At 69.8% G+C, this 13,733-nt stretch carries 11 protein-coding genes; all 11 read left to right on the top strand.

What is annotated here, in order from left to right; translation table 11 throughout:
* The first annotated feature begins 81 nt into the window (after positions 1-81).
* The 11 genes from QO011_RS24240 to QO011_RS24190 all read left to right on the top strand — a co-directional run bounded on the left by QO011_RS24240 (position 82) and on the right by QO011_RS24190 (position 13,729).
* Positions 82-1,407 (top strand): ABC transporter substrate-binding protein, encoded by a 1,326-nt coding sequence (locus QO011_RS24240; protein ID WP_307277668.1) that lies wholly within the window; start codon positions 82-84, stop codon positions 1,405-1,407.
* 59 nt (positions 1,408-1,466) lie between these two features.
* Positions 1,467-2,369, top strand: a complete 903-nt coding sequence (locus QO011_RS24235; RefSeq protein WP_307277665.1) for a carbohydrate ABC transporter permease — start codon at positions 1,467-1,469, stop codon at positions 2,367-2,369.
* Positions 2,366-3,229, top strand: coding sequence for a carbohydrate ABC transporter permease (locus tag QO011_RS24230; protein WP_307277662.1), 864 nt, complete (start codon positions 2,366-2,368; stop codon positions 3,227-3,229). The genes QO011_RS24235 and QO011_RS24230 overlap by 4 nt, the downstream gene beginning before the upstream one ends.
* 134 nt (positions 3,230-3,363) lie before the next feature.
* Entirely contained in the window at positions 3,364-4,470 is a 1,107-nt protein-coding gene (locus QO011_RS24225; protein ID WP_307277660.1) for a mandelate racemase/muconate lactonizing enzyme family protein, read from the top strand.
* A gap of 121 nt (positions 4,471-4,591) precedes the next feature.
* A complete protein-coding gene (locus tag QO011_RS24220; RefSeq protein ID WP_307277658.1) occupies positions 4,592-5,350 on the top strand; it encodes an IclR family transcriptional regulator in 759 nt (252 codons plus the stop codon).
* A gap of 131 nt (positions 5,351-5,481) precedes the next feature.
* Positions 5,482-6,594: an LLM class flavin-dependent oxidoreductase gene (locus QO011_RS24215; protein ID WP_307277656.1), complete on the top strand. Its 1,113-nt coding sequence runs from the start codon at positions 5,482-5,484 to the stop codon at positions 6,592-6,594.
* A gap of 26 nt (positions 6,595-6,620) precedes the next feature.
* Positions 6,621-7,958: an LLM class flavin-dependent oxidoreductase gene (locus QO011_RS24210; protein ID WP_307277653.1), complete on the top strand. Its 1,338-nt coding sequence runs from the start codon at positions 6,621-6,623 to the stop codon at positions 7,956-7,958.
* A 32-nt stretch (positions 7,959-7,990) separates the two neighbouring features.
* Positions 7,991-9,034: an ABC transporter substrate-binding protein gene (locus QO011_RS24205; protein WP_307277651.1), complete on the top strand. Its 1,044-nt coding sequence runs from the start codon at positions 7,991-7,993 to the stop codon at positions 9,032-9,034.
* On the top strand, positions 9,019-10,176 hold the full coding sequence (locus QO011_RS24200) for an ABC transporter ATP-binding protein (protein ID WP_307277648.1): 1,158 nt from the start codon (positions 9,019-9,021) through the stop codon (positions 10,174-10,176). The genes QO011_RS24205 and QO011_RS24200 overlap by 16 nt, the downstream gene beginning before the upstream one ends.
* Positions 10,166-11,932, top strand: coding sequence for an ABC transporter permease subunit (locus QO011_RS24195; protein ID WP_307277645.1), 1,767 nt, complete (start codon positions 10,166-10,168; stop codon positions 11,930-11,932). Before QO011_RS24200 ends, QO011_RS24195 begins: the two co-directional genes overlap by 11 nt.
* A 243-nt stretch (positions 11,933-12,175) precedes the next feature.
* Positions 12,176-13,729: an ABC transporter substrate-binding protein gene (locus tag QO011_RS24190; RefSeq protein WP_307277643.1), complete on the top strand. Its 1,554-nt coding sequence runs from the start codon at positions 12,176-12,178 to the stop codon at positions 13,727-13,729.
* Positions 13,730-13,733: the final 4 nt, after the last annotated feature.

The following is a 13,733-nucleotide window of genomic DNA, read 5'->3' as shown; positions in this document are numbered from 1 at the left end:
CGGGCGCAGTGTGCTTACCTGCGAATTGATCCTTCAAATATGGATCATTGATTTGCAAGCAAATCTTTCTGGGAGGAAACGATGGCTGTGCGAGGGATGGCGGGCGCGTTGTCGGCCTGCGTGCTCCTGGTGCTGGCGGGCCCGGCGCTGGCGGCGTTCGACTACGGCAAGTTTCCGGGCACGACGGTCAAGGTCAAGCTGATCGGCGGCACGCAGTACGAGAAGCTCTACACCCGCATCCCGGAATGGGAGAAGCTGACTGGCGCAAAAATAGAGATCGTCTCCTCGAAGAACTATTTCGACCTCGATCGCGAGATCAAGCAGGACATAGCCGGTGGCACGATCAACTGGTGCGTCGCGTCCAATCATACCAGCTTCGCGCCGCAATATGGCGACATCTACATCGACCTGAAGGAGAAGATTCCGGCGGACGAGCTGGCGCTCTACGTGCCGGGCACGCTGCAGTCGTCCGAGATCGACGGCAGGCTGGTGCAGCTGCCGCGCGTCACCGACGTCTCCAACCTCTATTACAACAAGCGCGTCTACGACGATCCGAAGGTTCGGGACGCCTACAAGGCCAGATTCGGCAAGGCGCTGGCGCCGCCGGCCACCTATGACGAGTTCAAGCAGCAGGCGATCTTCCTGGCCAATCCGCCCAACCTCTACGGCACCGCCTTCGCCGGCAAGGACGAGGGCATGACCGGGCGCTTCATGGAGATCCTGCGCGCCAATGGTGGCGACATGTTCGACAAGGACTGGAACCCGACCTTCAATTCGCCGGAGGGCGTCGCCGCCCTGCAATGGTTCGTCGACCTCTACAACGCCAAGGCGGTGCCGGCCGGCACGGTGAACTACACCTGGGACGATATCGGCCAGGCCTTTGCCGCGGGCACCACGGCGGTCGACCTCGACTGGCCGGGCTTCGCCGCCTTCTACAACGACAAGTCGAAGTCGAAGATCGCCGGCGACGTCGGCTTCGCCGTGGCGCCGACCGGCTCGGCCGGCAAGCGCGGCGGCTGGTCCGGCTCGCACTCCTTCTCCGTGTCAAAGGCCTGCCCGACGCCGGACGCGGCCGTCAGCTTCGTGGTGTTCATGACCAACGACGAGTCGGAGATGATGGAGGCCGAGGCCGGCAACCTGCCGACCCGCACCAAGGTGTTCGCCGACGTCGTCGCCAAGTTCAAGGCCGACGGCAACGCCTACATGGCCGACATGTTCCAGACCTGGCAGACATCGCTCGCCGAGGCGCGCACGCCGCCGCTGGTGCCGCAATGGATCGAGGTCTCCAACGTGGTCTGGCCGCAGCTCCAGGCGGCGATCGTCGGCCAGAAGACGCCGAAGGAGGCGCTCGACAAGGCCGCCGCCGACGCCCGCGCCATCCTGCAGGACGCGGGGCTGCTGAAATAGGGCTGATGGAAGCCGGCGCTCGCCCGCGCGGGCCCGGCATCCCTACGAGACGAGCCCTCATGTCGCTTCTCAGTTCGCCCCGCGCGGCCCCCTACCTCCTGCTGCTGCCGGCGATCCTGGTGATCCTGGCGGTGGTGGCGGTGCCGCTCGGCGTCTCGCTGTGGTCGAGCTTCACGCCCTACAACCTGACGCGCCCGGCGACGCTCTACACCTTCATCGGCTGGCGCAACTATCAGCGCCTCATGCAGGAGCCCGACTTCTGGTGGGCGTTCGGGCGCACCTTGGTCTTCGTCACGGTGACGCTCAACCTGGAGCTGGTGCTCGGGCTCGGCCTGGCCCTGCTGGTCAACCGGATCACCGCGGGCCAGCGCGTGCTGCGCACCATCATGATGTTCCCGATGATGTTCTCGCCGATCCTGGTCGGCTTCCAGTTCAAGTACATCTTCAACGATGCGGTGGGCCTGGTGAACAATGCGCTGTTCGACCTCGGCCTGATCCGCGAGCCGATCCCCTGGCTGGTCGAGGGCACGCTCGCCAACATCGCCGTCATGACGGCAGAGGTGTGGATGTCGACCTCGGTGTTCGCGATCCTGCTGCTGGCCGGCCTGCTCGCCCTGCCGAAGGAGCCGATGGAGGCGGCCAAGGTCGACGGCTGCGGCCCGGTGCAGGTGTTCCGCCACATCACCCTGCCGTTCCTGATGCCGTTCATCTTCATCGCCATGACCATCCGCTCGCTCGACGTGGCGCGGGCCTATGACATGGTGCGGATCATGACCAATGGCGGGCCGGCCGGGCGCACCGAGCTTTTGTGGACGCTGATGGCGCGGATCGGCTACCAGAATTCGCAGATGGGCATGGCCAACGCCATGGGCTACGTCTCGATCCTCACCTCGATCCTGTTCACGGTCTATTTCTACCGCAGGCTGGTCGCCGCCCGCCGCTACATGGAGGGCGTGGAATGAGCGCGTCCTTCGCCATGGAGCGGCCCTGGCAGCGCTGGCTGATCCGGATCGGTGTGTTCCTGGCCATGGCGATCCTGTGCCTTCCCGGCCTGTGGGTGGTCCTGACCGCCTTCCGGCCGAACATCGAGGTGCTGGCGCGCCCGCCGGTCTGGATCCCGCAGGACCCGACGCTCGCCAATTTCTACGGCATCTTCGGCCTTCTGCCCGACCAGCAGCAGGGCCTGCCGGTGGCGGCCTATGTCCGCAACTCGCTCGTCATCTCGCTGACCTCGACGGCGGTCGCGGTGCTCATCGGAATGATGGGCGGCTATGCCTTCGCGCGCTATCGCTTCCGCGGCAAGGCCGGGCTGTTCGTCGCCTTCATGCTGTCGCGAACCGTGCCGGGCGTGGCGCTGTCGCTGCCGCTGTTCACGCTGTGGAGCCGTATCGGCATCCTCGACACCGCCTTCGGCCTCATCCTGGTCTATCTCGCCATCAACGTCCCGTTCACCATCTGGCTGACGGACGGCTTCTTCCGCCAGATCCCGGCCGACCTCTCCGAGGCCGCGCAGATCGACGGCTGCACGCGCTGGCAGGCCTTCTGGCGCATCGAGTTCCCGCTCGCCCGCTCGGGCCTGGCCTCGGCGGCGATCTTCGCCTTCCTGACCTCGTGGAACGAATATGCGCTGGCGAGCCAGCTCACCCGCACCACGGCGTCGAAGACCATGCCGGTCGGCCTGATGGACTTCACCGCCCAGTTCACCGTCGACTGGTCGGGCATGAGCGCCATGGCCGTGCTGATCATCGTGCCGGCCCTCGCCCTCACCTTCATGGTGCAGAAGCACCTGATCGCCGGCCTCACCTTCGGCGGCGTGAAATAGGAGGGACGCGATGGCGACCATCGACCTCGGCATCGCGCACCCGCGTCCGGGCGAGGCATCGCCCTTCGTGCTGGACCTCACGCCCGTCCGCGTGTTCGATCGGACGAGCGGCCACAGATTGGAGAGCTGAAGCCATGGCCAGGATCGCCCGCGTCGAATTCCTGATGATCGACCTCAAACCGAAGGTGAAGCGGGTCGATGCCATCCAGAGCTTCGTCAGCCAGGAGACGCCGATCGTGCGCATCACCGATGCGGACGGGGCGGTCGGCACCGGCTACAGCTACACCATCGGCACCGGCGGCCCCTCGGTGATGCAGCTGATCCAGCGGACGCTGGCCCCCGCGATCCTGAACCGCGAGGCCGAGGAGATCGAGCGCATCTGGCGCGACCTCCTGTTCCTCACCCACGCCACCACGGTGGGCGCGATCACCGCCATCGCCATGGCGGCGATCGACACCGCGCTCTGGGACCTGCGCTGCCGCCGGGCCGGCCTGCCGCTGCATCGTCTCGCCGGCGGGGCGCAGGCCTCGGTGCCGCTCTACACCACCGAGGGGGGCTGGCTGCACCTGCCCACCGAGGCGCTGGTCGAGGATGCCCTGCGCGCCAAGGCGGAGGGCTTCGGCGGCGCCAAGCTCAAGGTCGGCCGGCCGGTGCACGAGGATGTCGCCCGCATCGCCGCGGTGCGCGATGCCGTCGGCCCCGGCTTCGAGATCTTCACCGACGCCAACCAGGCCTTCGCCGTCGACCAGGCGATCCGCCGCGCCCGCCATTACGAGGCGCTCGACATCGGCTGGCTGGAGGAGCCGCTGCCGGCCGACGACATCGACGGGCATGTCAGGCTGTCCGAGGCGACGAGCCTGCCGATCGCGGTCGGCGAGAGCCTCTACAGCATCTCGCATTTCCGCGAATACCTGCAGCGCCGCGCCTGCTCGCTGGTGCAGGTCGACGTCGGGCGCATCGGCGGCATCACGCCCTGGCTGAAGGCGGCGCACATGGCCGAATGCTTCAACGTCGCGGTCTGTCCGCATTTCCTGATGGAGCTGCACGTCTCGCTCTGCGCCGCGGTGCCGAACGCCCGCTGGGTGGAATACATCCCCCAGCTCGACGCGATCACCACGTCAGGCATGCGCATCGAGGCGGGACGCGCCGTGCCGAGCGAGGAGCCCGGCCTCGGCATCGCCTGGGACTTCGCCGAGATCGAGCGGCGCAAGGTGGACGGCTCGGGCTTCGTCGCCGCCTGAGGCGCGGGGACGGCCGGGGAGGGCGGGCGCGACCGCGCGCTTGCCGTTTCGGCGCGATCGGGCGAGAAGCTGTCGGCCGCGACCGGCGCGCGGCGACAGCGTCCTCCGGGAGATCTGCCGAGTGCTCACATCGGTCAGGAAAGCAGCGGCCGTCATCGAGGCCTTCGCCGGCGAGCGGCGCGACTGGAGCATCCTCGAGCTCAGCCGGGCTCTCGGCATGCCCCAGCCGACCGTGCATCACTTCCTGGCCTCGTTCCGGGAGCTCGGCTGGGTCACGCAGGATCCGGCGACGAAGCGCTACCGCCTCGGCATCAGGATGTGGGAGATCGGCTGCGCCGCCGTGAACCTCGGCGAGGTGGCGGAAAGCGCCCGACCCTCGCTGCGCGAGCTGGTGGAAGCCTGCGGGGAAACCGCCCATCTCGGCATGGTGCCGCCGGAAGACCCGCGCACGGTCGTCTATGTCGACCGCGTCGACAGCTCGCAGCCGGTGCGCATCGTCACCATGCTCGGCAGCCGCGCCCCGTCGCATTCCTCGGCCATGGGCAAGGCCATCCTCGCCCATAATCGCGAGTTCGAGGCGCTCGTGCTGGCCGGGCCGCTGGCGGCGGTGACGGCGCACACCATCACCGATGCCGGCCTGCTGCGCGAGGACCTGCGGCAGACCCGCGAACGCGGCTATTCCATCGGCCGCGGCGAGTTCGCCGGCGAGATGATCGGCATCGCCGCGCCGATCCGTGACCGCACCGGCATCGTGACGCTCGGCGTCGGCATCTGGGCGCCGTCGGTGCGGATGACGCCGGGCTTCATCGAGACGGCCGCGCCGCAGGTGGTCGCGGCGGCGCGCAACATCTCGCGCGGCCTCGGCCATATCGGCGCCTGACCGCCCCGCGCGCATCTTCGACCCCACCGACGGCTTGACATCTTTAAGTCTATAGTTTTAGTGTCAATTATATCTGAAATGCGATTTCATATTATGAAATCGCCTGTGCTCATGCCCATCGAGACGCCCTCATGCCCGTCGAGATCATCGGCTATGTCCCCCATACGCGGCGGACCGAGACCACCGGCCTGTGGTGGTCCGACGACTTCGACCTGGCCTATGTCGAGGAGGCGGCGCTCTCGCATGAGGAGGCGGGCTTCGACCGGGTGCTGGTGGGGCAGGGCTCCTGGGGGCCGGACGCGCTGCTGATCGCCGCGCATGTGCTGCGGGTCACCCGCCGTCTGAAGGTCCTGGTCGCCCATCGTCCCGGCTTCGTGCAGCCGACCGTCGCGGCCCGGCAGGCCATCACCCTCGACCGGCTCAGCGGCGGCGGCCGGGTCGGCCTGCACATCATCACCGGCGCGGCGGGCGGCGAGCTGCAGCGGGACGGCGACACCCTGCCGGACGACGAGCGCTACCGGCGGACCGCGGACTATATCGACGTGCTGCGCCAGGCTTTCGCGGCCCCGGCGCCGTTCGATCATGACGGCCCCTACTACCGCGTGCGGCAGGGCTACAGCAGCGTGCGTCCGCTGGCGACGCCGGTGCTCAGCTTCGCCGGCTCCTCCGCCGGAGCGATGGCGGCGGGCCCCGGCCGGGTCGACACCTACATGATCTGGGGCGAGCCGCTGGCGCAGACCCGCGACGCCATCCGGGAAATCCTGGCGCTCGGCCGGGCCCGCGGCCGCGAGCCGGCGATCAGCGTCTCGCTGCGTGCGGTCGTCGGCGAGACGGAAGCGGCAGCCTGGGCGCGGACGCAGGCCATCTACGACGCCGCGGCGGCGGAGCTGGAGGCCGCGCGCCGCGCCCCGGCCGCGCTGCTGCAGGCCGCCGCCAAGGCCGACTCGGTCGGGGCGCGCAAGCTCGACGACATCGCCCGCAGCGCCGATGTCCATGACGGGCGGCTCTGGCTCGGCTTCACGCGCCTGGTCGGGCGCGGCGGCTCGACGGCCACGCTGGTCGGCACCCGCGAGCAGGTGGTGGGCGGCTATCTCGACTATTACCGGGCCGGAGCCCGCGCCTTCTACCTCAGGGGCTGGGACATCGCCGCCGATGCCCGTGCCTATGGCCGCGACCTCATCCCCCATCTGCGCGCCGCCGTTGCCGAAGCCGATCGAGCGGACCGGCGCATCACCGCCGCCTGACCCGGCAGCATCGTTCGAGAACCAGCATGAGCACGAAGCGAACCGGCCTCATCCTCGGCCTCAGCGTCACCGCCAACGGCTCCCACTCCGCCGGCTGGCGCTATCCCGGCGCTCCGGCGGATACGTCGCTGGATTTTGCCTTCTGGCGCGACCTGGCGCTGACGGCCGAAGCCGCGAAGATCCATTTTATCTTCTTCGCCGACGGGGCCGCCGTCCGGCAGGGGGCGGACGACCCGGAGGCGCTGCGCTACATCGGCAAGATCGACCAGTTCGAGCCGCTCACGCTGATCTCCGCCCTGGCGGCGGCGACCACGCGGATCGGCTTCGTCGCGACCGCCTCGACCACCTACAACGAACCCTATGCGATCGCCCGCAAATACGCCTCCATCGACCATATCAGCGGCGGACGGGTCGGCTGGAACGTCGTGACCTCCTGGAGCGAGGCGGAGGCGAAGAACTTCAACCTCGAAGCCTCGCTCCGGCACGACCTGCGCTACCGGCGCGCGCAGGAATTCGTCCGGGTCGTCACCGGCCTGTGGGACAGCTGGGAGGACGACGCCTTCCGCCGCGACCAGCGCAGCGGCGAATATGTCGATCCGGCCAAGCTGCACGTGCTCGACCACAGTGGGGAGTTCTTCTCGGTGAAGGGGCCGCTCAACGTCGCCCGCCCGGTGCAGGGCCATCCCGTCATCGCCCAGGCCGGCGCCTCGGAGCCCGGCCAGCAGCTCGCGGCCCGCACCGCCGACCTCGTCTACACCGCCCAGCAGGACAAGGCGGCCGCGCAGGCCTTCCGGGCCGGGCTGAAGGCGCGCGCGGCGGCCGAGGGCCGGGATCCCGAGGCCGTGAAGGTCCTGCCGGGGATCCTGCCGATCATCGGCCGCACCGCCGCGGAGGCGCGGGCCCGCCACCGCACGCTGCGCGAGCTCGTCCATCCCAAGGTCATCTACGCGATGCTGGAGCCGAAGTTCGGCGACATGTCGGCCCATGCGCTCGACGGCCCGATCCCGGACCTGCCGGAGACCAACGGCATCAAGAGCATCAAGGGCCAGCTCGACGCCGCGCGGGCGCGGGGCCTCACCATCCGCGAGCTCTACGAAACCTCGGGCGCCGGCGGGCATCGCCAGATCGTCGGCACGGCCGACGATATCGCCGACCTGATCGAGGACTGGTTCGTCGACGGGGCCTGCGACGGCTTCAACCTCATGCCTCCCTATTTCCGCGCGGGGCTGACCGATCTGCTCGATCTCCTCGTGCCCGAGCTCCGGCGCCGTGGCCTGTTCCACGCCGACTATGCCGGCACCACCCTGCGCCGGAATCTCGGCCTCACCCGTCCGCCGCATCCGGCCGCCCGGCTCGCCGGGTGAAGCCTCCCCCCATCAGAAAGGCATCGTCCATCATGTCCACGATCACACGGCGGACAGCGCTCGCCCTGCCGATCCTCGCCGCCGGGATCGCCGCTCTCCCCCGGTCCGCCCGGGCGGAGGAAAGCCTGGTCGTCGTCGGCCAGGGCGGCTCCTACCAAGCCGCCCAGCGCCAGGCCTTCTTCGAGCCCTTCGCCCAGGCGACCGGCATCCGGATCATCGAGCAGTCGCCGGCCGATATCGGCAAGTTCCAGGCCATGGTCGAGAGCGGCAATGTCGAGTGGGACGTGGTCGATGTCGGGCAGGACTTCGTGCTGCGCGGCACCAGGCTCGGCCTGCTGGAGCCGGTGGACTATGCGGCGGCGGGCATTGCCGGGGCCGACTTTCCCGCCGCCCTGGTCACCGATCACAGCGTGCCGAGCATCGTCTGGTCGACGACGCTGAACACCAACACCGAGCAGGTGAAGCCCGAGGCGCAGGCCCGCGGCTGGGCCCAGTTCTGGGACGTGGCGAGGTTTCCCGGCGAGCGTGCCCTGCCGAAGAACCCGGTCAACCTGCTCGAGATCGCGCTGCTGGCCGACGGCGTCGAGCCGGTGAAGCTCTATCCGATCGACATCGACCGCGCCTTCCGCAGCCTCGACCGGATCAAGCCCCATGTCCATGTCTGGTGGGAGACGGCGGGCAAGGCCGAGCAGCTCCTCGTCGACGGCGAGGTCGCCTATTCCGCTGCCGGCAATGCCCGCATCCAGAAGGCGCGGCGCGACGGCGCGCCGGTGGCGGTGGACTGGGAGCAGGCGATCCAGACCTCGCAGTCCTGGGTCATCCCCCGCGGCTCCCGGAACAGGCCGGCCGCGCTCCGGTTCCTCGCCTTCGTCTCCACCCCCGAGCGGCAGGCCGACCTCGCCAAGCTGATCGACTACGGCCCAAGCAACACCCGGGCCTTCCAGTTCATCCCGGCCGGCACCGAGCTGCCAACCGCGCCTGAGCTCAGGGGCCGGCAGGTGCAGACCGATCCGCAATGGTGGGCCGAGAACTTCGCGGCCGTGAACGAGCGTTTCAACCAGTGGCTGCTCCAGTAGAGACCGGTCGCCTGCCCCTGGCGGGCCTGCAGGATCCGCCCGCCCCGGCGGCCGCCGAGCCGGTCATCGCGGCGCGCGGCCTCGCCAAGTCCTATCGAGGAGCGGTCGCGCTCGACCATGTCGATCTCGACGTGCAGCGCGGCGAGTTCCTCACCCTGCTCGGACCGAGCGGCTCGGGCAAGACGACGCTGCTCGGCCTGATCGCCGGCATCATCCTGCCGACCGCGGGGCGTATCGCGCTCGCCGGGCGCGACATCAGCCGTGTCCCGCCCGAGCACCGCGATATCGGCGTGGTGTTCCAGAACTACGCCCTGTTCCCGCATCTCAGCGTCCGCGACAACATCGCCTTCCCCCTGCGCATGCGGCGCGTGCCGCGCGCCGGGCGGGATGCCAAGGTCGCCGCGGCGCTGGAGCTGGTGCGGCTCGGCGACCTCGCCGGGCGCCGTCCCGCCGAGCTCTCCGGCGGCCAGCAGCAGCGCGTGGCGCTGGCGCGCGCCCTGGTGTTCGATCCCGCCATCCTGCTCATGGACGAGCCGCTCAGCGCGCTCGACAAGAAGCTGCGCGACCATATGAAGGCGGAGCTCCGCCAGATCCAGCAGGCGCTCGGCCTCACCATCGTCTATGTCACGCACGACCAGGGCGAGGCGCTGGCGCTGTCGAGCCGCATCGCGCTGATGAACGGCGGACGCATCCTGCAGATCGGCACGCCGCAGGAGATCTACGAGCGGCCGCGCTCGCGCTTCGTCGCGGATTTCGTCGGCGAGGCGAACCTGTTCAGCGCGCCCGTCCTCGGCACCGAGGCCGACCGGCTCGTCCTGCGCCTCGGCGAGCAGACGATGCGGGTGGCGCTGCGGCCGCACGAGCCGGTGCCGCTCGCCCGCCGGAGCGCGCTCGTCCTGGTGCGGCCGGAGCACGTGGCGATCGGCGCGGCGGCCCGCGCGCTGGAGAACCGGTTCACCGGGCGGGTGGTGTCGTCACTCTACGAGGGCGCTGCCCGGCTCGTCACCGTCGAGCTCGGGGGCGAGCTGGTGCGGGCGCGGGCGGCGGGCCGCCACGACGGGCCGGATCCGCGGCCGGGCGAGACGATCGAGATCGGCTGGTCTGCCGCCGATCCGCACGTGGTGGAGCTCGATGCCCGCTGACCCCGCCCATGCCGCCGTGCTGCCGCGCCCGGTCCTCGCGGCGGCGGTGGCGGCGCTGCATGCCCGGCCGCGGGCGGCGGCGCTGCTCCTGTGCCTGCCGGCCGTCGCCTTCCTCGTCCTGCTCTATGTCGCGCCGCTGGCGCAGATCCTGCTGCGCAGCCTGTTCACGCCCGGCTTCGGGCTCGGCAACTATCTGCGCCTTGCCGGCAACGACATCTACTGGGGCGCCTTCGTCGTCACCTTCCGCATCTCCGCGATCGTGACGCTCGCCTGCCTCGCCCTCGGCTATCCCGTGGCGGCCGTGCTGGTGCGGCTCACGCCCGGCTGGCGCGCCGTCGCCTTCGCCATGGTCCTGGTGCCGTTCTGGACCAGCGCCCTGGTGCGCACCTATGCCTGGACGGTGATCCTGCAGCGGCGCGGCATCCTCAATGCGCTCCTGATGCAGGCCGGGCTGATCGATGCGCCGCTGCCGCTCGCCTATTCCACGGCCGGCACCATCATCGGCAATGTCCATATCCTGCTGCCGGCCATGATCCTGACGCTCTATGCCGGGCTCCACCGCATCGACGCGTCGCTGGTCACGGCGGCGCGCACCATGGGCGCGAGTCCGCTCAGGTCCTTCCTCCACGTCCAGCTGCCGCTCTCCGTGCCGGCGATCACGGCCGGCTCGACGCTGACCTTCGTGGCCTCGCTCGGCTCCTACATCATCCCGGCGCTGCTCGGCGGGCGGCAGGACATGTTCGTCGCCCAGCTCGTCGACCAGCAGGTCAACCGCCTGCTCGACGTCGGCTTCGCCTCGGCCATCGCCACGGCGCTGCTCGCCGCCTGCCTGGTGCTGTGCGCCGTCTATATCCGGATCAGCCATGGCGGGGCCGACGGGACGAGGCGGTCCGAGGCCGAGCGGCCAGCCGGCGGTCGCGGACGCCTCGCCGCTGCGTTCGCCGCCCTGGTCATCCTTTTCCTGGTGCTGCCCACCTTCGTGCTCGTGCCGCTGTCCTTCAGCTCGGCGCGCTACCTCACCTTCCCGCCGCCGGGCTATTCGCTGCAATGGTACGCCGCCTATTGGCAGAGCCCGGCCTGGATCGAGGCGACCTGGCGCAGCCTGCGCGTCGCGGTCGCCGCCGCGGCGCTGGCGGCGGGGTTCGGCACGCTCGCCGCCATCGGCGCGGCGCGGCTCGGCGGCCTTGCCCGCTACGCGCTGTCCGCGCTCCTGCTGTCGCCGCTGCTGGTCCCCAACATCATCTATGCCCTGGCGATCTATCAGCTCTATTCGGCGCTCGGCCTGATCGGCACCGAAACCGGCCTGGCGCTGGCGCATGCCGTGCTCGGCATGCCCTATGTCGTGATCACGGTGAGCGCGGCGCTGTCGGGGCGCGACGGCCAGCTCGCCGTCGCCGCGCGCACGCTCGGGGCCGGCCCGCTGCCCGCCTTCGCCTTCGTGCTGTTCCCGCTCCTGCGCAACAGCGTGCTCGTCGGCGCGCTGCTCGCCTTCATCACCTCGTTCGACGAGGTGGTGATCGCCATCTTCGTGTCCGGCTCGCGCGCCACGACCCTGCCGAAGATGATGTGGGATGGCGTCACCAACGAGGTGAACCCGACCATCTCGGCCGTCTCGGCGCTGATGATCGTCCTGTCGCTGGTGGCGCTCGCCACCGGAGCGGTCGCGAGCCGCAGCCTTACCCTGTTGGGGCGCGACCGCAACGGCACCCCCGATCGCGGCGCCCCACGCCCGGCGACGTGGAACCTCGGGGCTTAGGCGCCTCCCGCGACGGCGTTCGGAGCCGGCATATCCACGGCGGCCGAAAGCCCCCGCTGTCGGAGAGCGAATATGGCACGAGCGCGCGAAGCGCATGGGATGCTCGCTCCATTTGGAGCGCGTAGAGAGAATAATATACTAATTTTATAAATTATATTGATTTTATGAAACGTGTGGACGATGGTTATCCCCCGTGCGCCCCCGCTGCGCCGCCTCCCTCCCTTTCCCGCAAGGTTTTCGACGATGGCCGACACCCGTGATCTACCTGCCTCCAGGCGCGACGTGCTGGTCGGCGCCCTGGCCCTCGGCGGCGCGGCCGTGCTCGGCACGGCCGGCCCGGTTCGGGCCGCGGCCGCCACGACGCTGCGCGTGGCCACCGGCGAGGCCGACGGTGTCAAGGGCACGCTCGACCCGGCCTATGGCAACAACGACAACGACGCCGTGCGGGCGGGCCTGGTCTACGAGCGCCTCGTCGTTCCCGACGAGAGCTTCGCGCCGCAGCCCCAGCTCGCCCTGAGCTGGAAGCCCGACGCCGACGGCCGCGTCTGGACCTTCGCGCTGCGCCAGGGGGTGAAGTTCCAGGACGGCTCGCCCTTCACGGCCAGGGACGTGATCTACACGTTCCGGCGTCTGGTGGATCCGAAGACGGCCAGCGCCGCCGCCGCCGTGCTCAGCCAGATCGACCCGGACGGCATCCGCGCCCTCGACGACCACACCGTGGAGTTCCGCCTGCATGCGCCGGTGGTGGAGTTCCCGCTGCAGATCGCCAACCGCTTCACCGCCATCGTCCGGGAGGGGCAGACGTCCGAGCAGCTGCGGACCGCCGGCATCGGCACGGGCCCGTTCAAGGTCGAGACATACGTCCCCGGCGAGGAGCCCGCCATCTTCGTCCGCAACGAGCATTATTGGCAGCCCGGCCGGCCGCGCGTCGACCGGGTGGAGCTGCGCGCCATTCCCGAGCCCTCGTCGCGCATCGCCGCCCTGCTGGCGGGCCAGGTCGACATCGTCACCGAGCTGCCGGCCCTCGGGCTGCAGCGGCTTGAAGCCAGCCCGGACGTGAAGATCCAGTCGGCACGCAGCTCGTTCTGGCACGGGCTCGCAGCCTTCACCGACGTGCCGCCCTTCGACGACGTGCGCGTGCGCAAGGCGCTGAAGCTGGTCGTCGACCGGGAGCAGTATCTGAAGGCGATCGTCGGCACCCGTGGCACCGTCGCCTATGACACGCCGGTCCCGCCCTGGCAGACCTACGGGCTGCCGGAGACGCCGTTCAAGCGCGACGTCGCGGCGGCGAAGGCGCTGCTGGCCGAGGCGGGCCATGCCGACGGCCTCGACCTCGACCTCCACACCTCGGCCGCCGATGTCGGGCTCGTCCAGATCGCGACGCTGTTCAAGGCGCAGGCCGCGGCGGCCGGCATCCGCGTCAACATCATCCAGGCGCCCGCCGCCGACTACTGGACCAACATCTGGCTGAAGAAGCCCTTCGTCGCCACCGGCTGGAACGGGCGTGCCGCCGACGAGGCGCTCGCCCTCGAGTTCCTGTCGACCGCCGAGTGGAACGAGACCCATTGGCGCAACAAGGCCTTCGACGATCTCGTGTTCGAGGCGCGCAAGACCCTGGACGAGACGGCCCGCACCGAGCTCTACCACAAGGCCCAGAGGCTGATTCAGGAGGACGGCGGCGCCCTCGTCCTGATCTATGCGGATCTGGTCGGCGCCACCCGCGCCAACGTGCGCGGCTACCGCGTGCATCCCCAGAAGGTCACGTTCGATTTCTCCGACGTCTCCATCGGCGCCTGACCGG

Origin of the sequence: Labrys wisconsinensis, from assembly GCF_030814995.1 — a bacterium.
GTDB classification, from domain to species: Bacteria; Pseudomonadota; Alphaproteobacteria; order Rhizobiales; family Labraceae; genus Labrys; species Labrys wisconsinensis.
The sequence above is the reverse complement of the archived record's forward strand: the minus strand, read 5'-3'. Positions and strand labels throughout refer to the sequence as shown.